General features: G+C 67.2%; 18 protein-coding genes and 1 other RNA gene. 18 read left to right on the top strand and 1 reads right to left on the bottom strand.

Features of this window, described 5'->3' with window-relative positions; translation table 11 throughout:
• Positions 1-52 precede the first annotated feature (52 nt).
• The 16 genes from QU663_RS07570 to ssrA all read left to right on the top strand — a co-directional run bounded on the left by QU663_RS07570 (position 53) and on the right by ssrA (position 16,346).
• On the top strand, positions 53-1,267 hold the full coding sequence (locus tag QU663_RS07570; RefSeq protein ID WP_021610853.1) for a CpaF family protein: 1,215 nt from the start codon (positions 53-55) through the stop codon (positions 1,265-1,267).
• Positions 1,264-2,130: a type II secretion system F family protein gene (locus QU663_RS07565; protein WP_021610852.1), complete on the top strand. Its 867-nt coding sequence runs from the start codon at positions 1,264-1,266 to the stop codon at positions 2,128-2,130. Before QU663_RS07570 ends, QU663_RS07565 begins: the two co-directional genes overlap by 4 nt.
• A complete protein-coding gene (locus QU663_RS07560) occupies positions 2,127-3,023 on the top strand; it encodes a type II secretion system F family protein (protein ID WP_021610851.1) in 897 nt (298 codons plus the stop codon). Before QU663_RS07565 ends, QU663_RS07560 begins: the two co-directional genes overlap by 4 nt.
• Before the next feature lie 27 nt (positions 3,024-3,050).
• Positions 3,051-3,221 (top strand): hypothetical protein, encoded by a 171-nt coding sequence (locus QU663_RS07555; RefSeq protein ID WP_009058766.1) that lies wholly within the window; start codon positions 3,051-3,053, stop codon positions 3,219-3,221.
• Positions 3,222-3,234: 13 nt separating this feature from the next.
• Positions 3,235-3,582, top strand: a complete 348-nt coding sequence (locus tag QU663_RS07550) for a hypothetical protein (RefSeq protein ID WP_021610850.1) — start codon at positions 3,235-3,237, stop codon at positions 3,580-3,582.
• On the top strand, positions 3,579-3,977 hold the full coding sequence (locus QU663_RS07545) for a hypothetical protein (protein ID WP_021610849.1): 399 nt from the start codon (positions 3,579-3,581) through the stop codon (positions 3,975-3,977). Before QU663_RS07550 ends, QU663_RS07545 begins: the two co-directional genes overlap by 4 nt.
• A complete protein-coding gene (locus QU663_RS07540; RefSeq protein WP_021610848.1) occupies positions 3,970-4,395 on the top strand; it encodes a hypothetical protein in 426 nt (141 codons plus the stop codon). The genes QU663_RS07545 and QU663_RS07540 overlap by 8 nt, the downstream gene beginning before the upstream one ends.
• A gap of 85 nt (positions 4,396-4,480) precedes the next feature.
• Entirely contained in the window at positions 4,481-5,842 is a 1,362-nt protein-coding gene (gene gdhA / locus QU663_RS07535; protein ID WP_021610847.1) for an NADP-specific glutamate dehydrogenase, read from the top strand.
• A gap of 138 nt (positions 5,843-5,980) precedes the next feature.
• Positions 5,981-7,102: a peptide chain release factor 2 gene (gene prfB, locus QU663_RS07530; protein ID WP_034480249.1), complete on the top strand. Its 1,122-nt coding sequence runs from the start codon at positions 5,981-5,983 to the stop codon at positions 7,100-7,102.
• Between the two features lie 190 nt (positions 7,103-7,292).
• Positions 7,293-7,982 carry a cell division ATP-binding protein FtsE gene (ftsE, locus tag QU663_RS07525; protein WP_009058736.1) on the top strand — a complete coding sequence of 230 codons (690 nt, stop codon included), beginning with the start codon at positions 7,293-7,295 and terminating at the stop codon, positions 7,980-7,982.
• 5 nt (positions 7,983-7,987) lie between these two features.
• Positions 7,988-8,902, top strand: coding sequence for a permease-like cell division protein FtsX (ftsX, locus tag QU663_RS07520; RefSeq protein WP_009058785.1), 915 nt, complete (start codon positions 7,988-7,990; stop codon positions 8,900-8,902).
• Between the two features lie 5 nt (positions 8,903-8,907).
• Complete coding sequence (locus tag QU663_RS07515) at positions 8,908-10,182, top strand: peptidoglycan DD-metalloendopeptidase family protein (RefSeq protein WP_034480245.1); 1,275 nt, start codon at positions 8,908-8,910, stop codon at positions 10,180-10,182.
• Between the two features lie 87 nt (positions 10,183-10,269).
• Positions 10,270-10,797, top strand: a complete 528-nt coding sequence (gene smpB / locus QU663_RS07510) for an SsrA-binding protein SmpB (RefSeq protein WP_009058738.1) — start codon at positions 10,270-10,272, stop codon at positions 10,795-10,797.
• Between the two features lie 18 nt (positions 10,798-10,815).
• Positions 10,816-13,575: a YhgE/Pip domain-containing protein gene (locus QU663_RS07505; RefSeq protein WP_084437380.1), complete on the top strand. Its 2,760-nt coding sequence runs from the start codon at positions 10,816-10,818 to the stop codon at positions 13,573-13,575.
• Positions 13,572-15,776, top strand: coding sequence for a YhgE/Pip domain-containing protein (locus tag QU663_RS07500; protein WP_034480242.1), 2,205 nt, complete (start codon positions 13,572-13,574; stop codon positions 15,774-15,776). The genes QU663_RS07505 and QU663_RS07500 overlap by 4 nt, the downstream gene beginning before the upstream one ends.
• A gap of 192 nt (positions 15,777-15,968) precedes the next feature.
• Positions 15,969-16,346: a transfer-messenger RNA gene (ssrA, locus tag QU663_RS07495) on the top strand.
• A gap of 75 nt (positions 16,347-16,421) precedes the next feature.
• Here ssrA and QU663_RS07490 read toward each other — a convergent pair.
• A complete protein-coding gene (locus QU663_RS07490; protein WP_021610841.1) occupies positions 16,422-16,682 on the bottom strand; it encodes a hypothetical protein in 261 nt (86 codons plus the stop codon).
• A 351-nt stretch (positions 16,683-17,033) separates the two neighbouring features.
• Between QU663_RS07490 and QU663_RS07485 the strand changes: the two genes are divergently transcribed.
• Both QU663_RS07485 and QU663_RS07480 read left to right on the top strand, forming a co-directional pair.
• Entirely contained in the window at positions 17,034-18,716 is a 1,683-nt protein-coding gene (locus QU663_RS07485) for an FAD-dependent oxidoreductase (RefSeq protein WP_304990537.1), read from the top strand.
• Complete coding sequence (locus tag QU663_RS07480) at positions 18,713-19,018, top strand: metal-sensitive transcriptional regulator (protein WP_021611336.1); 306 nt, start codon at positions 18,713-18,715, stop codon at positions 19,016-19,018. The genes QU663_RS07485 and QU663_RS07480 overlap by 4 nt, the downstream gene beginning before the upstream one ends.
• Positions 19,019-19,030 lie beyond the last annotated feature (12 nt).

The following is a 19,030-nucleotide window of genomic DNA, read 5'->3' as shown; positions in this document are numbered from 1 at the left end:
AACTCTGTTACTTTCGACACAGTGGCTTTGTCTGTAGCGAGGAGGCTCAGCGATGGAAGCCGTGACGCGCGCACTTGCGGCGCGGGTGCGAGAGGGTCTGGCCGCGGGCGGCATCGATGCGGCGCGCGACCCGAAGGCGGTGCGCGCCCTCATCGACCGCGCCATCGACGCCCACGCCCCCGACATGCTGCCCACGCAGCGCGAACAGGTCGAAGCGGACCTCATGGACGACATCTGCGGGCTCGGCCCGCTCCAGGCGCTCATGGACGACCCCGGCGTCGAGGAAATCTGGATCAACTCGGCCTCGCGCGTGTTCGTGGCCCGCGGTGGCGTCGCCGAGCTGACGAGCCTGATCCTCACGGACGAGGACGTGCGCGCCCTCGTGGAACGGATGCTGCATCACTCGGGTCGGCGCCTCGACCTGTCCAGTCCCTTCGTGGACGCGATGCTCGCCGGGGGAGAGCGCCTGCACGTCGTGATCCCGCCGGTGACTGGACGCTCGTGGAGCGTCAACATCCGTAAGCACATCCAGCGCGCCCGCACCCTGGAGGACCTGGTGGCCGTCGACATGGTGCCCCCGCCGATGCGGGATTTCTTGGCCGCCGCCGTGTGCGTGGGCCTGTCTGTCCTGGTCTCGGGTGGCACGCAGGCGGGCAAGACGACGCTGCTGCGCGCGCTCGCGGGGGAGCTGCCGCGTTCGCGGCGCGTCATCTCCTGCGAGGAGGTCTTCGAGCTGGGGCTGGCGAACTGGGATCACGTGGCCATGCAGACGCGCCCGCCGGCTGCGGAGGGGACGGGGGAGATCACCCTGCGAGACCTCGTGCGCGAGTCCTTGCGCATGCGACCCGAGTACCTGATCGTCGGCGAGGTGCGTGGCCCCGAGGCCCTCGACCTGCTCGTCGCCCTCAACGCGGGCGTGCCCGGCATGGCGACCGTGCACGCGAACTCGGCGCGCGAGGCCCTCGACAAGCTCTCGATCCTGCCGCTCCTGGCGGGCGATAACGTCACGACGGGTTTCGTGACGCCCACGCTCGCCTCCTCCATCGACCTCGTGTGTCACGTCGAACGAGGCCGTGGCGGGCAGCGCTACGTCGCCGAGGTCCTCGCTGTGCCCGGGCGCGTCGAAGGCAACCGGATCGAAACGGCCACGCTTTTCACCTTCGATGGCCGCAGATGCGAGCGGGGTCCGGGCGGCCTCGACCTGCACGAGCGCTTCGCGGCGGCCGGGTCTGACCTCGCCTCCCTGCTGGATCGGGGCGAGCTGTGATCTCCCTCGTGTGCGGCCTCGTGTGTGGGATCGGCCTCGTGCTGGTCGTGTTCTCGCGCCTCACGCCGCCCCCGCCGCGCGCGCCGTGGGGGCCGTGGCGGCGCCTGCGAGAGGACGTCGAGAGGGCGCACATTCCGGGGCTGACGGCCGCCCGCCTCGCCCTGCTCAGCATCGCCCTCGGCGCGCTCGTGGCTGTTGTCGTCCTGGCGCTCACCGGGGCCTGGCCGGTCGCCGCCATCGTCTCCGTCGGCATGTCATTCCTGCCCTACGCCTGGGTTGTCTCCCGCGTGGCCACCCGAGCCAAAGCCGTGCGGGCCGCCTGGCCCGAGGTCATCGACGCCATGGTGTCGGCAGTGCGCGCCGGAACGTCCCTGCCCCAGGTCCTGTGCGACCTCGCCGACGAGGGACCGGCCCCCGTGCGCTTCGCCTTCGAGGCTTTCTCCCGCGACTACAGCGCTAACGGGCGCTTCGCCAGCGCGCTGGACCGCATGAAGGACGAGGTCGCGGACCCCGTCGCCGACCGCATCGTCGAGGCTCTGCGCGTCGCCCGCTCTGTGGGCGGCGCCGACCTGACGCGCCTCCTCCAGGACCTGGCGACCCTCCTGCGCGAGGACGCGCGCGTGCGCGGCGAGCTCGAGGCCCGCCAGTCCTGGACGGTGGGGGCGGCCCGCCTGGGCCTGGCCGCCCCCTGGATCGTCCTGCTTCTCCTGTCCGGAGGCGGCGCGAGCGCGAACGTGTGGAACTCGCCCGGAGGCATCGCCGTGCTCGTCGGGGGTGCGGGAGTGTGCATCATCGCCTACCTGGCGATGAAGGCCCTCGGCAGGCTCAGCACGGATCCCAGAAACCTGGGAGGGACGCTGTGAACCCCTGGACCCTGCGCGCCCTGGACGTCCTCGTGGCCCTCCTCTTGGTCGGCGGAATCGCCCTTATCTGGCGGTCCCTGGCCACGCGCCACCTGTCGTTCGCGGCCCGCGTCGCCCAGGGGCGGGTCAGTGAGGAGGCCCCGCCCCAGCTCGCCCGATGGGCCCGACGCGCCTGGGCCTCGGCCCTGGACTCCCTGGGATCCACCAGCGAATCGGTCGCGCGCCGACTCGCCCTGGCGGGCATGGCCCCAGAGGTCGGCCTCTTCCGTCTGCGCCAAGCCGCCGCCGGCATCGCCGGGCTGATCCTCTCCTGCCTGGCACTCACGGCCCGCCCCGCATCCTCCCTGCGTGCCTCCCTCATTCCCCTGTGCGCATGCGCGCTCGTGGGCACCCTCATCGGCCTGACCGGCACGGACCGGGCGCTCACCCTGCGGGCCCGCCGCCGCCAGCGCGCGATTGACGCCGCCGTGCCCGACTGCGCGGAGCTTCTCGCGCTCGCGGTCGCCGCAGGGGAGTCGATTCCCGCCGCCATCGAGCGCGTCGCTGGGTGCGCCGGCGGCCCCCTGGGCGCGGAACTGGAGCTCACGGCGGGCCACATCCGCAACGGCATGCCCTCGGTGCGTGCCCTCGCCCAGCTCGACGAACGCACCGACTCTCCGGCGCTCACCAGGCTCGCCCGCACCCTTACCACGGCGATCGAGCGCGGCTCGCCGCTGGCCTCGGTCCTGCATGACCAGGCGCGCGACCAGCGTGAACGCTCCCTCGCTGCCCTGATGGAGGAGGGCGGCCGCCGCGAGATCGCGATGCTCCTGCCCGTCGTCTTCCTGATCCTGCCCGTCACCGTCCTGTTTGCCCTCTACCCGGGCCTCATCGCCCTGGATTTCGCGCCGTAAGAACCATTGAAGAGAAAGGAACACGCCATGAAGAAGTGGCTACGTCGCTCCCGCGACCTGGGGGAGCGTGGGGATGTGCCCGGCTGGGTGCTGATTACGCTGATGACCGCCGCCCTCGTCGTCCTGATCTGGGGCGTCGCCTCGGAGCGCCTCGTGGAGATTTTTAATCGTGCGATGGATTCCATTTCCGGCATCTGAGCGCGGCTCTGAGGTGGTCTCCACGGTCCTTGTCCAGGGACTCGCGGTGCTTGTCATTCTCCTGCTCGCCCAACTGGCCTTCGCCTCGCACGTGCGCACGATGAGCGTGAGCGCGGCGTCGGAGGGGGCGCGCCGCGGCGGCTTGCTCGGCGGTGACGAGGGGGAGGCGATCGCGCGCACGAGTGAGCTCCTCGATTCCCTCGTGGGCGCCTCGAAGGACCGTGAGATTGCCGTGGAGCGTCACAGCGACGAGGGGGTAGACGTCCTCGTCGTCACCGTGCGCACGCGCCTGCCGCTCGTGGGAGGCCTGGGGCCGCGATGGATGACCGTGCGCGGTCGGGCTCTGGTGGAGGGGCCGTGAGCGAGCGCGGGGACGCCAGCGTCGAATTCCTGGGGATCCTCGTGGTCCTGGTCATCCCGGTGCTCTACATCGTGCTCGCGATCGGCCAGGTGAGCGCCGGGGCCATGGCGGTGGATGCGGGCGCGCGTGAGGCTGCGCGCATCCTCGCACAGGACAGTGGGCGGCGCGCGGATGCGGAGCGTGCCGTCGCGCTAATCGTCGAGGACTTCGGGGTGGACGCCCCGGCCTCGGTGTCCTCCTCGTGCGCGGCCTGCGCCTCGTCGGAGGGCGCCATCGAGGTGAGCGTCTCGGTGCGCGTCCCCCTGCCGTTCTTGCCTGCCTGGTTGGGGACGCTCGGCGTGACGGTGTCGTCGAGCGCGAGCGAGCCCGTGAGGGAGGTGGTGGCCGGTGGGTGAGGAGGGGCGCGTCGGGATCCTCATGTGCGCCGGCTGCGCCTTCGTCTGCCTCCTCCTGTTCGTGACGATGGCGCTGACCCAGGTCGCGATCCAGGATCGCCGCCTGGTCTCGTGCGCGGACGCGCTGGCGGGGGCGGGCATCGGCGGGGCGTCCTCCTCGTCGGTTCTGGCGGGTCAGGCGTCGGGCGTCGACGAGGCCGGGGCGCGCTCGCGGGTCGAGGCCGCGTTGGACGCGATGGGCGCCACGACGTGCCGCGTGGGCGAGGGGGTGATGGTGACGGACGTTCGGGTTGATCGTGAGGAGGTGGAGGTGTCCGTGAGGGCACGTCCGCGCGTGTCGGCGCTGCCTCCGGTGCTCGTGGGCGTCGTGGTTCCCGAGCTTGAGAGGACGTCGAGCGCGCGGGTGCGGCCGCTGTGACGGACAGGCAAAAGGTGTTCTGCGCGACGGTCACATTGTGGGATGCCGACAGAAGCATGGGTAAACGAAACGTAAACTCTAGGCCATGAGCAGCTTTGATACATCTCGTTTGTCCCCCGCGCTGGCCTCCGTTTTCGAATCCGTCCAGCGCCGCGACCCCGCCCAGGCCGAGTTCCACCAGGCCGTGTACGAGGTCCTCCTGACCATCGCCCCCCTCGCCGAGCGTCACCCCGAGTACGCCGACCTGGCGATCATCGACCGCATCGTCGAGCCCGAGCGTCAGCTCCAGTTCCGTGTCCCGTGGGCCGACGACAAAGGCAACATCCACGTGAACCGCGGCTTCCGTGTCCAGTTCAACTCCGCTCTCGGCCCCTACAAGGGCGGCCTGCGCTTCCACCCCTCCGTGAACCTGTCGATCATCAAGTTCCTCGGCTTCGAGCAGATCTTCAAGAACGCCCTGACCGGCCTGCCCATGGGCGGCGGCAAGGGTGGCGCGGACTTCGACCCCAAGGGCAAGTCCGACGCCGAGGTCATGCGTTTTTGCCAGTCCTTCATGACTGAGCTCTCCCGCCACATCGGCCCCGACACCGACGTTCCCGCCGGCGACATCGGCGTGGGCGGCCGCGAGATCGGCTACATGTTCGGCCAGTACAAGCGCCTGAAGAACCGTTTCGACGCGGGTGTCCTGACCGGCAAGGGCCTGACCTGGGGCGGTTCGTTCGCGCGTACTGAGGCCACCGGTTATGGCCTGGTCTACTTCGCCGCCGAGATGCTCGCCGCCAAGGGCACCAGCTTCGACGGCAAGCGCGTCGTGGTTTCCGGCTCCGGTAATGTCGCGATCTACGCGACCGAGAAGGCTCAGCAGCTGGGCGCGACCGTCGTTGCCGTCTCCGACTCCTCCGGCTACGTCGTGGACGAGGCCGGCATCGACGTCGCGCTGCTCAAGGACGTCAAGGAGGTGCGTCGCGGACGCGTCTCCGACTACGCAGCCGAGCGCCCCGGCGCCGTGTTCGTTGCCGACGGCTCCATCTGGGACGTCCCCTGTGACGTCGCGCTTCCCTGCGCCACTCAGAACGAGCTGCCGCTGTCCGGCGTCCAGGCCCTCATCAAGAACGGCGTCCAGCTGGTCGCCGAGGGCGCGAACATGCCCACCACCCCCGAGGCGATCGAGGCCCTGCAGGCTGCGGGCGTCGCCTACGCCCCCGGCAAGGCCTCCAACGCGGGCGGCGTGGCCACCTCCGGCCTGGAGATGCAGCAGAACTCCGGGCGCACCCAGTGGGCCTTCGAGGAGACCGACGCGAAGCTCCACCAGATCATGGTCGATATCCACGCGAACACCGTCGCCACCGCCGAGGAATACGGCGTCGCGGGCGACTACGTGGCCGGCGCGAACTTGGCGGGCTTCCGCAAGGTGGCCGACGCGATGGTCGCGATGGGTCTCATCTGATCCGTTCTTTTCTTCGGTGCCCCGGCGTCTTCTCAGGCGTCGGGGCGCCGTCGTATCTGCTGCCGGCGGGGGAGTAAGTCCCGCCACCGTCGCGGCGTCGCGTTCCTCGTTGGGCGCGCTATCCGCTACCCTGGGTGCGTGGCCATTGAATTTTCTGAAGAGATCCCGTCCCTGCGTACCACGATGGAGAACATCGTCGCGGTCGTGCAGCCGGACAAACTGCGTGAGCAGATCGCCGAGCTGAACGAGAAGGCGGCCGCGCCCGACCTGTGGGACGACCCGAGTGCCGCGCAGGCAGTCACGAGCGCGCTCAGCCACCGCCAGAGCGAGCTGGACCGCATCACGCAGATGAGTGAGCGCATCGACGACCTGGAGGCCATGGTGGAGATGGCCGCAGAGGACCCGGATGAGGGCGCTGACATCCTCGCCGAGGCTGAGGCTGACCTGGAGAAGCTCCGCAAGGACCTGGGAGACCTGGAGATCCGCACGCTTCTGGACGGCGAGTACGACGAGCGCAACGCCGTCATCACGATTCGAAGCGGCGCGGGCGGCGTGGACGCCGCCGACTTCGCCGAGATCCTCCTGCGCATGTACCTGCGCTGGGCGGAGCGTCACGGCTACCCGACGAAGGTCATGGACACCTCCTACGCGGAAGAAGCAGGCCTGAAATCGGCGACCTTCGAGGTCCAGGCGCCCTACGCCTACGGCACGCTGAGCGTCGAGGCCGGCACCCACCGCCTCGTGCGCATCAGCCCCTTCGATAACCAGGGGCGCCGCCAGACGTCCTTCGCCGCCGTCGAGGTCATCCCCCTCATCGAGACGACGGACCACATCGAGATCCCCGAGTCCGAGCTCAAGGTCGACGTCTTCCGTTCCTCGGGCCCCGGCGGCCAGTCCGTGAACACGACCGACTCGGCCGTGCGCATGACCCACATCCCCACGGGCATCGTCGTGTCCATGCAGGATGAGAAGTCCCAGATCCAGAACCGCGCGGCCGCCCTGCGAGTCCTGCAGTCCCGGCTCCTCGTTTTGCGCCACGAGGAAGAGCAAGCCAAGAAGAAAGAGCTCGCCGGTGACGTCAAGGCGTCGTGGGGCGACCAGATGCGCTCCTACGTGCTCCAGCCGTATCAGATGGTCAAGGACCTGCGCACCGAGTTTGAGTCCGGCAACCCGCAGTCCGTGTTTGACGGCGACATTGACGGCTTCATCAACGCTGGCATTCGCTGGCGTAAGAATGAGCAGAAGGCCGCCCAGGACTGAGCGAGCGTCCACGCGCGCTGCGGCCTCGGCCTCGTTGAATCGTCAGCGAGGCCGGGGCCTCTCGCGACCCTGGAGGGACGCGGGAGACGGGCTGAGCGCCACACCGCAACTTTTCCGCGTGTCGCAGCCGGGACGTGACCCGATCGTTACCTAACCTGGCAGGGACTATTGACCCCGATCGGATGGTCCCATGATTCGTTTTGATGATGTCACCATGGTGTACACGCCAGGTGCCCAGCCCGCGCTGGATCACGTCTCGCTGGAGGTGGAGCGCGAAGAATTCGTGTTCCTCGTCGGCAAGTCGGGTTCCGGCAAGTCCACGTTCCTGCAGCTCGTCATGCGCGAAATGAAGGCGACGAGCGGCAAGGTGTGGGTGCTCGGCAAGGACGTGTCCAAGCTGTCCACGTGGGCGGTTCCCAAGCTGCGCCGCCAAATCGGCACGGTGTTCCAGGACTTCCGCCTGCTGCCCTCCAAGACGGTCTACGAGAACGTCGCCCTGGCCATGCAGGTCATCGGCAAGCCGCGCCACGCGATCGAGACGGCCGTCCCGGACGCCTTGGATCTGGTGGGCCTGTCCGGCAAGGAATCGCGCCTGCCGCACGAGCTGTCCGGCGGCGAGGAGCAGCGCGTCGCGATCGCGCGCGCCATGGTCAACCGCCCCGAGCTGCTGCTCGCGGACGAGCCCACCGGCAACCTCGACCCCGAGACGTCGCTGGGCATCATGCGCCTGCTTGACCGAATCAACCGCTCGGGTACGACCGTCGTCATGGCCACCCACGACGCGGACATTGTGAACCAGATGCGTAAGCGAGTCATCGAGCTTGAGGCCGGCGACGTCATCCGAGACCAGAACCGCGGCGTCTACGGGGCCGGGAGGTAAGACCAGTGAAGCTTCGTTTTATTCTGTCCGAGGTCGGCAAGGGCCTGTCGCGTAACCGCGCGATGAGCGTCGCCGTCATCCTCGTGACCTTCGTGTCCCTGCTTTTCGTGGGCATCGCCGGCCTGACGCAGATGCAGGTGTCCAAGATGAAGTCGGAGTGGTACGACAAGATCGAGGTCACGATCTACATGTGTGCCATCAACGACGCCGCCCCGAACTGCAACGCGACCGAGGCGAGCGACGCGCAGATCGACGCGGTGCGCCAGAAGCTGGCCTCCGCCGAGATGACACCCTACGTCGCCAACGTGTACGAGGAGACGAAGGAAGAGGCCTACGAGAACTTCCAGCGCCTCAACGGCAACAACGCGCTCACGCAGTGGACCACGCCGGACATGCTCCAGTTCGCTTTCCGTATCAAGCTGGTCAACCCCGAGCAGTACTCGGTGATCAAGGAGGAATTCTCCGGGACCGCCGGCGTGTCCGAGGTGCGCGATCAGCGTGAGGTCGTCGAGCCGCTCTTCCGCGTGCTGGGAGCCGCCCGCACGGCGGCCCTGGGCCTCGGCGCGATCATGGTCGTCGCGGCGATCCTGCTGATCTCGACGACGATTCGCCTGAGCGCGATGAGCCGTGAGCAAGAAACTCAAATCATGCGTTACGTGGGCGCGTCGAACCTGTTCATTCAGGCGCCCTTTATGATCGAGGGGGCGCTCGCCGCGCTGGTGGGCGCGGCCTTCGCGATCGCCTCGTTGTTCGCGGGCGTGCATTTCGTCGTCCAGGGGTGGATGGCTCCGTCCTTCCGCTGGACGAACTTTATTGGCATGGGCGAGGTGGCGATCATGACGCCGATCCTGGTCCTGGCGGCGGTGGCGCTGGCGGTAATCGCCTCGGCGTTCTCGCTCGCGAAGTACACGAAGGCGTGAGTCTCATGGCACGTTCTCCTCGTCGTTCCCGCACAGCCGCCCTGCGACTGGGTGCCCTGGCTCTTGCGCTCGCCTCGCTCACCGCGATGAGTCAGGCGCTCCCCGCTCGCGCGGATGATGATCGAGAGTCCGCGGCGAACGCCGCCGCTGAGGCCCAGGCCACGGTCAACGCCCTGCAGTCCCAGCTGGAGGGTATCGACGCGTCGCTGGCGCAGGTCTTCATCGATCTGCAGAACCTCAACGCTCAGATTCCGGGCGCGCAGGCCGCCTACGATGCAGCGGTGGCCGACTATGACAATAAGTCCCGCGAACACACAACGATCCTGGGCGAGCTGAGCGCCGCACAGGGCGAACAAGCACGCATCGACGACTCGCTCAGCGCCGCCACCACCCAGGCCAGCGACGCGCAGGCGGCCATCGGGGAGCTGGTGCGCCGCAAGTACCGCGAAGGCAACGTGGATCCGGTCGCAGTGGCCCTGACGGCCGGCGGGACCGAGTCCATTACCGAACGCGCCGCGGCCGCCGATATGGCGCTGCGCACGGAGAACCAGACCATGACCTCGGCGCTGGACGTGTCCTCCTCCCAGCGCACGCAGTCCACGCGTCAGGGCGCGATCACGGAGCGCATCTCCGACCTCGAGGACAAGGCCGCGCAGGCGGAGACCGAGGCGCAGTCCGCGAAGGACGACGCCGACTCCAAGCTCACCGAGCTCAACAAGCTGAAGGAGGACGCCTCGGCTAAGCAGTCCCAGTGGGATTCGCAGAAGGACCAGGTGCAGGCCTCGCTCGACCAGGCGGAGGCCGACTATCAGGCTCGCAGCTCCGAGCTGGCGGCCATCGACGAGGCAAACCGCGCCACGGGCGCCTCCTACGTGTCGGCCTCGGGCTTCCGTAACCCCCTCGACATCCCGATCGTGGTCACCAGCCCCTTCGGCATGCGCTACCACCCGGTCCTCGGCGTCATGAAGGGCCACTCCGGCACTGACATGGCCGCCGACTGCGGCACGATCATCCGCGCGGTGGCTTCGGGCTACGTCAACGCCGTGTCGGCGGACGTGTCGGCCGGCAACTACGTGGACATCAACCACGGCATCGTCGGCGGCAATTCCGTCATCACCGAGTACCTGCACATGCAGGCCCAGTACGTGTCCCCGGGGCAGTACGTGAACGCGGGCGACGCGCTCGGCGAGGTCGGGTCGACCGGCTACGCGACGGGCTGTCACCTGCATTTTGGTGTTCTTCAGAACGGAAGTTATGTTGAACCGATGGATTATTTGTAATCCGCGTTAGGATGGACCCTCGTAGCGATTGCGCTGCGGGGGTCTTTCCGCATACTGAGCGGACAGGCGAGTCTGGAGGGAGGCAGCATGCCCAAGGAATGGAAGAAGCCCAAGCCGACGGAGGGCCAGCGCGCCAAGGCTGCCTCCGACGCGAAGAAGACGATCGCCCGTAACAAGAAGGCGCGCCATGACTACACGATCGAGGATACGTGGGAGGCCGGCCTGGCCCTCATGGGCACCGAGGTGAAGGCGCTGCGCATGGGCCGCGCGTCCCTCGTGGACGCCTGGGTTGAGATCAACGGGGGAGAGGCGTGGCTGTACGGTGCCAACATCCCCCTGTACTCGCAGGGCTCGTGGACGAACCACGCCCCCACGCGCAAGCGCAAGCTGTTGCTGCACCGCGCGGAGATTAACCGCATGCAGGATCGGGTGGCCGCGAAGGGCTACACGATCGTGCCCCTGGAGCTGTACTTCATCGGCGGGCGCGTCAAGGTTGAGGTCGCGTTGGCAAAGGGCAAGCAGGAGTGGGATAAGCGTCAGGCGCTGCGCGAGAAGCAGGATCAGCGCGAGGCCGAGCGAGCGATGCGCCGCTACGTGAAGCAGGCCCGCAGGTAGGGGAAAGAAGGCGATCTCGTGCGAGGTTCCGTCAGGATTTTTCGTCGTGATCTTGCGAGGCTGGTGAGTGTTCCGGTCGCCTGGATTGTCATCGTTGGTGTGGCGTTCGTGCCTGCGCTCTACGCGTGGTTCAACATCGTGGGGTTTTGGGATCCGTACTCACACACCTCCCACATTCGCGTGGCCGTGGCCAACGAGGACGAGGGTGCGACCAAGGACAAGCTCGGCACGGTGAACGTTGGTGCGATGTTGGAGACGCAGCTGAAGCAAAACGATCAGCTGGGTTGGCACTTCGTGAGCGCCGATGAGGCGCGCGCAGAGGTCGAGCGCGGTGACTCCTACGCTGCGTTCGTCATACCGGCCACCTTCTCGCGTGACCTGACGGGCATCGTTGATGGCACGTATGTCCAGCCGAACATCCAGTACTACGTCAACGAGAAGAATAACGCGGTGGCCCCGAAGATCACGGGGGCGGGCGCGACGGCGCTGGACCGCCAGATCAACTCGACCTTCGTGTCCACGGTCGCGAAGGTGCTCTCTGAGAAGGCGTCCGAGGCCGGGGTGAGTCTCGCGGACCAGGCTGACCAGGCAGAATCGGACCTGACGGCGTCGCTGGGGGAGGCCTCGTCGAAGCTGGCGAGCGCGTCGAGCAGCCTGGACGGCATGGGCACGACGATCGACTCGGCGAAGGCGTCGGTGTCCTCGGCCCGCACGACCCTGACGGAGTTGGACTCGGCGGCCGCGGATCTGTCCTCGTCCCTTGACCAGGCCGATGAGCTGGTGACCGATGCGCGTTCCTCCCTGGCGGACTTCTCGGGCCAGATGGGCGGGGTCCTCGACGGGCTCTCCTCCAAGACGTCGAGCGCGATGGCCGGCCTGTCGGCCGACGCGGGGAGCATGGACGGCGTCGTGCAGGGGGCGTCGGGCAGGATCGACGGGCTCCTGTCGGAGGGCACGTCGATCAATGACTCTCTTGGATCCGTCCTGTCCGAGCTGAACGCGGCAGGGGTGGGCAACCTTCCCGTCGCGGGCAGCGCCCTGAGCGACCTGAGCAGCCAGAACAGCGCGCTGTCTACTGCCCTGAGCGACTTGACGACCCTGAACTCTGACCTGTCCACCACGTCGACCTCGATCTCGACGGCGCTCTCGTCGGCCTCGAGCGCCGCCTCGTCCGTGCAGACCTCCGTGTCGAACGCGCGCGCGGGGGTTTCTGGCCAGGTCCCGACCCTGTCGAGCGCCCTGGACGATTTCTCGAGTGCCTCGTCGTCGATGCGCGGCTCCCTGGATACCCTGCGCGGCCAGCGCGATCAGGTCTCGAGCCTGCTCGATCAGCTCGATTCTCTCCTGGATGACGCGAAGAAGTCGACGTCGACCAGCGCGACCAACGTCAGCGCCATCAAGTCGGACCTGGAGACGGTGTCGACGGACATCTCGTCGGTGGCCTCCTCGAATACGCTGCGCGCCCTGTCAGACACCCTGGGGACCAACGCCGAATCGATCGCGTCCTTCATGGCGTCGCCGACCTCGATTGAGACCCAGGCGGTGTACCCGGTGGCCTCCTACGGCTCGGCGATGGCTCCGCTGTTCACGAACCTGTCCCTGTGGATCGGCGCGTTTTCGCTCGTCCTCCTCCTCAAGCTCGACGTGGATGAAGAGGGCATCGGCCCGACATCGTCGGCCGCCAAGTACATGGGCCGGTGGATGCTGCTCGCCTTCTTCGGGGTCATCCAGGCGCTCGTCGTGTCGATCGGTGACCTTGTCATCGGCGTCCAGACGGTGTCGCGCCCGGCCTTCGTGGGGACAGCTATCGTTATTTCGCTGGTGTTCACCTCGATCGTCTACATGCTCTCGACGTGCTTCCAGCACATCGGCAAGGGCCTGTGCGTCATCATCATGGTCGTGCAGATTCCCGGCTCGGCCGGCCTGTATCCGATCGAGATGCTGCCCTCCTTCTTCCGGTTCCTGCATCCACTGTTCCCCTTCACCTATGGCATTAATGCGCTGCGTGAAATCGTCGGGGGATTCTACGGGCACACCTACCTCTCCTGCCTGGCGGTTCTCGGTGCCGAGGCGTTGGTCGCCTTCGCGATTGGCCTGGCGCTGCGCCCGTTCTTGGTGAACCTGAACGCGATGATCACTCGCGACCTGTCCTCCTCCGGTCTCTTCCTGGCCGAGGCGACGCGCGTGCCCTCCAGCCGCTACCGGCTGACGCAGATCGTGGCGGCCCTGGCGGACCACGAGGGCTTCCAGCGTTCGGTGTCCGCGCGTGCCGCGCGCTTTGAGCGCCGCTATCCGTGGATTCGCCGAGCGGCGATCGTTATCGGTGTCCTCGTGCCGGTGATTCTCGCGGTCCTGTCGGTGACGAACGCCGCCGAAGTGCCGGTCGTGCTGGGCGCCTGGATCGTGTGGGTCCTCCTCGTCATTACGTTCCTGATCGGCTTGCAGTACGTGCGCGAGGCCTTGGATCGCCAGCAGCTCCTGGGCGCGATGGAAGAGGGCGACGTCCGGTCCTTGCTGACCCGCCGCGTGCAGGGGGCCCGCTCGCGGATCGCGCTCGGTGCGGCCGCCGTGAGCGCGTCGATTTCCTCGGCCCTGGAGGCCTCCCTCGCTCACTACGACGCCGAGCACGGCGATGATGTCACTGGGGAAGCCGTGGACGAGGACTCCCCGCGCTCTGCCGACACCGCGCGTTCCCCGCAAGGAAAGACGACCGACGGCCCCGCCCCCGGCCTCGTTGATACACCTGACGGTGCCGAGGACGAGGAGGACGCGAAGTGAGAACCATGTGGGCCATCTACCGTGCCGACCTGCGTCGCGCGCGCCGCTCGCTCATCGCGAGCGTCGTGACCTTCGGGCTCGTCGTCATCCCCTCCCTGTTTGCCTGGTTCAACGTCGCGGCCTCGTGGGATCCTTTTGGCAATACGCGGTCCCTGCGCATCGCGATCGCGAACACGGACGAGGGCTACAAGTCCGACCTCGTGCCGCTGCATCTCAACATCGGCGACCAGGTCGTCTCGGCTCTGCGTAAAAACGAGCGCTTCGACTGGGTGATCGCCACGGAGGATCAGGCCGTCGAGGGGACGCGTTCGGGCGAGTTTTACGCAGCCATCGTTATCCCCGCAGAGTTTTCGAAGGACATGCTGACTTTCTTCGACGGGGAGGCGACGAGCGCCCCGATGACCTACTACGTTAACGACAAGAAGAACGGCATCAGCCCCAAGATCGCCAATCAGGGGGCCGAGGCCGTGAGCGCCCAGGTGAATCAGATCTTCACTCAGACGCTGGCCGAAGTCGCGCTCGATACGGCCTCTTCCATCGGGGATGTCCTGTCGTCGCCGACCGCGGTGAGCACCGTGTCCGCGCTGGATACGCGCGTGCAGACGGTCGCGTCGCGTCTACGCACGGCAGCCGATTCCGCGCAGTCCTACTCGTCCTTGGCCGGCTCGTCGCTGGCCATGATTGATTCGACGAGTACGCTCGTGGCGGGTGTGGGCAGCGCGAGGTCTACCGCGACCAACGCCCAGGCGAGCGCGAGCAGCGGCGCGGGCGGGCTCGCGGCCTCCGCGACGGCAGCCGTGGCCTCCGTGTCGGACGCTATCGACTCGTCGAGGAGCTCGCTCGATTCGTTGTCGGCGGCGGTGGAGAGCGTGTACTCCTCGGGCCAGACGAGCGCCTCGGATGCGGCTTCGTCCTTGCGTTCCCAGGCGGACGCCTTGGACACGCACGCCGCCTCCTACGAGTCGATCGAGTCGACGCTGGCTCAGCTGCCCGGTTCGCCCGTCTCGCAGGCCTCCCTCGACCGGCTTCAGGGCGCGGCCGACCGCCTGCACACGTTGGCGACGAACCTTCGTAGCGCTGCCAGCGACCTTGACGATAAGTCGGCGAACGCGGCCACCAACCACGACTCCGTGAACGGTCTGATCGCGGATGCTCGCTCGGCCATCAACGACTTGTCGAGCGACTACGACACCAACCTGAAGCCGCAGCTCGACTCCCTGGCGGGGACCCTGTCCTCGGCGCAGACGTCCCTGTCGTCGGTGCGTTCCTCGCTTGAGACGGCAACGTCCACCGCGTCGGATGGGGCCGGGAGCGCGCGAGAGAGGCTGAGCGGCCTGCGTGACAGCTTGACGTCGGCGGCCTCGGAGCTGCGCGAGGCCGCGGACAAGATGGACTCCCTGCACTCGTCGCTCAGTGAGGCCCTGGAGGGTGGGGACCTGTCGACTCTTCGCACGGTCATCGGGAATAATCCCGAGGCGCTGGCGGCCGCTCTCGCGGCGCCCGTCGGCGTGGATACTGTCCCGGTGTTCCCCGTGGCGAACTTCGGCTCCCAGATGGCGCCCCTGTACTCGATACTGGCCCTGTGGGTCGGCTCTATCCTCATGGTCGTGTCCATGCGTTCGGACGTGACGGATTCCAACGTCGTGGAGGGGCTGGCCGAGGACGACCCGTTGCGCGCCTCGCTCACGGCGAAGCCGCTTCGACTGGCGACGGGATTCTTGGGGCGCTACCTGATTTTCGGGACGATCGCGTTGGCCCAGGCGACCCTGGTGGGGCTGGGGGACCTGTACTTCCTGAAGGTCCAACATGCTCACCCGCTGGAGTTTATGGGGACCTTGTGGCTGACGGCCGTCGTGTTCTCCTTCCTGATGTACACGTTCATCGCGACGTTCGGGAACGCGGGCAAGGCCTTGGGCGTGCTGCTCCTCGTCCTGCAGATTTCGGGCGCCGGGGGAGCGTTCCCGCTGGCGATCCTGCCGTCTTTCTTCTCGTCGGTGTCGCCGTTCTTGCCGGCCACGCACGCGATCACGGCGCTGCGTGCGTCGATCGCCGGGTATTCGGGCCACGAGTACGGGGACGCCATGTGGTTCCTGGCTTCCTTCATCCTGTTCGCCGCGTTCCTGGGGCTGGCGCTGCGTCCGCTGCTGGTGTGCAAGAATCGGCGCATGGTGGAGAAGTTGGAGGCGACGAAGCTGCTGTGAGGCTTGCGCTGTCGGGTGCCTCTGGGGCTCTGGTGGGCTCCGTCGGGGACGAGGCAGTGGCCGGTTGTCGGGGTTCCGCGTGGTCGCCTGGGTGGCTTCTGTTTTCCCTTGACGTTTGGGGTGCGTGGGCGTATGCTGATGTGTCCGATGGTCTGGCGTGATGCTGGGCGTCGGTGAGTTGAAAACTCAAGAGGGGATGATCGGTTTCGACAGTGGTCGTCGATCGAAGTGAAGCGAGCCGAGGATGTGCGCTCAACTCGTTAACGATGCGTGCAAACCAATAGGTGCCGAACAGAATCGCACCGACTACGTTCTCGCTGCCTGATATCGCAGCCTGAACCTTTAGTCCGTCAGCCCGGGAGTTGCTTCCGGCCCGGTGTCTGGCGTCGTCTAGGGAGCCACTGGGAGTCGCCCATGTTAGTGGGGCGGCTCCGACACTTAACTAACTGAGCCTAACCAGCGGTGGGTCTGCGCAATGCTGGGGGCTGAGAAATAAAACCGTAGACTGCGCTCGGAGAAGAATTCGAGGTCGGCCATTGGACGGGGGTTCGATTCCCCCCATCTCCACCATCCCAACCCCGGGCTTCCGTTGGAAGCCCGGGGTTAGTTTGCGTTTCGGGCGCTCCGCTTTGGCGTGAAGTGAGCCTAGGCGCCTGAGAGCCCTTCGCGCAGTTCTGCTAGTTCTTCGTCGAAGAGTCCCGCCGTTTTTTCGTTGATCGCTGCGAGCCGTTCAATCCAGGCGACCGTGACCGCGCCATATGCGACGAGCGACGAGACTGCGCCGTCAACGTCGGGGCCGTCGCACTCGAGCATCATACGCAGGTATTCAACGACGTCACGGGCGTTACGCTTTTCGAGTTCTGTGATGGCGTCTTCAACAAACGATGTCACCGTGTCATTGTCCATGCGTCGACACTAGCTGGTGTGCTGTTGTGTCGCCTGGTGGCGCACGCGCGTCTTGCGCGAAACATTTGATACTCTCGCGATTGGAGCGAGGATTCCCCCTGGGCTAGTTGTGAAATAATCAACCGTCAGAAGGCCCGGAAGCGGGCCTCGCTCCTTGTTTGTCTCGGTGTGGGATATCTTCGGAGTTCGCCACAGTGGAATGCATGGCGAACAGAAGTCATGCCTGCCGTGCTGTGCTCGCTTGGGGCTAGTTTGGACAAGTGTACAGACCTCTATTGAATTGAGATACTCCCGGGGGTATGGTCGAAACAGTCGAAGAAGACCAGCCCCGAGCCAGAAAGTGAGCCGCACATGCGAGTAGTAGTCGTCGGAGGAGTCGCCGGTGGCATGAGCGCGGCGGCACGCCTGCGCAGGCGCGACGAGGGCGCCGAGATCATCGTGCTGGAGCGCAGCAAATACGTGTCTTTCGCGAACTGCGGGCTCCCGTACTACGTCGGCGGCGAGATCGAAGACCCCGCCAAACTCCTCCTCCACACCCCGCAAACCCTCAAGGCCGCACTCAACTTGGACGTGCGCATCAACTCCGAGGTCACGGCGATCAACCCGGGCGCGCACAGCGTCCAGGTCACCGATACTGAGACCGGCGAGGCTTACACGCTCACCTACGACCACCTGATCCTCTCCCCGGGAGCCGTCGCCGCCCGGCCCCCGGCCGACGGCCTCGACTCCCCGCGCGTGCACACGCTGCGCACGGTCGACGACGCCCTCGCCCTGCGCGAGGCCTCGGGTACCCGAGCGGTCGTGCTCGGCGCCGGTTTCATCGGCATCGAGGCCACCGAGGCCCTCGTGCACAGAGGCTTCGAGACCCACCTCGTGGAGTACGCCGAGCACGTCCTGCCGCCTCTCGAGGTCGAGATGGCCTCGCTGGTTACCCGCGAGCTTCGCGCCCTAGGCGTGCGCGTCCACACCGGTGTCGCCGCCCAGTCCATCGCCCACGGCGACGACCGCGACTCCGTGACCCTGTCCGACGGCACCTTGTTGAGCGCCGACGTCATCGTCCTGTCGACCGGAGTGCGCCCCGACACGGGCGTCGCCGAGGCGGCCGGCATCGAGACCAGGGGAGGCTACATCCTCGTCGACGACCGCGGGCGAACGAGCGCAGGCGACGTGTACGCCGTCGGCGACGCCACGGTTGGCTGCGACCACGACCGCCCCGTCGCCCTGGCCGGTCCCGCGAACCGCGGCGGACGCCTCGTCGCAGACGTGATCGCCGACGCCGAACACGGCGAGGCCACCGCGCGCCCGATTCCGAGCCCCCAGGGCACGGCCATTGTACGGATCGGGAGCCTCACCGCCGCCATGACCGGCGCTAACCGCCAGGCCCTCGACGCCTCGGGCGCGCAGTACTTCACGGTACACACGCATGCCAACCAGCACGCGGGCTATTTCCCCGGAGCGCAGCCCGTGCACATCCTCATGCACATCGGCACCGACGGAGCGATCCTCGGCGCGCAGGCCGTGGGCGCCGACGGCGCGGACCGGCGCATCGACGTCATCGCAACCGCCATGCGAGCTGGCCTGAAGGCGCCGGACCTTATCGACCTGGACCTCGCCTACGCGCCGCCCTACGGCCAGGCCAAGGACCCCGTCAACCAGACCGGCATGGTCGCCCACAACGTGATGACCGGCGAGCTCGTCCTCACCGGCCCGGACGCCCTCACGGAGGATATGCCGGTCCTCGACGTGCGCACGCCTGGCGAGTACGCGGCCGGGCACATGCCCAACTCCCTCAACATCCCGCACACCCAGCTGCGCGACCGCTTGGACGAGGTCCGCACCTGGGTCGATGAGAAGGTCGGCGAGCGACCCTTCGTCGTCATGTGCGCCGCGGGCGTCCGTTCGTGGATCGGCTACCGCATTGTGCGCGCGGCGGGCTTCAACGTCACCATGCTCTCGGGCGGCATCCAGACCCTGCGTGCGTGGCTCGGAGACAAGGCCGAGGCCGTGCTGGTCACGGGGGAGGGGCACGCATGACGACGCGCAAGCAGGTCGTGAACCGCCTGAAGCGCGCCCGCGGGCAGCTCGACAGCCTCATCGACCACATCGAGAGCGGGGACGCGAATTGCCGTGACGTGCTCATCCAGTTCGCGGCCGTCAACTCCGCGATGAAGCGCGCCAGCTACCTTGCTGTCGCGACGATCATGTCCCAGTGCGCGATCGAGGACGCCGACCATGAAAACGATGATGCGCTGGCGCCCGAAGCGGTAGAATCTCTTGTTAAAACCGGCAGCATGACGCTCGACGAGCTCGAAGAATTGTTCCTCCGGCTGGCCTAATGTGACGGCGCA

Origin of the sequence: Schaalia sp. HMT-172 (genome assembly GCF_030644365.1) — a bacterium.
GTDB lineage: Bacteria > Actinomycetota > Actinomycetes > Actinomycetales > Actinomycetaceae > Pauljensenia.
The sequence above is the reverse complement of the archived record's forward strand: the minus strand, read 5'-3'. Positions and strand labels throughout refer to the sequence as shown.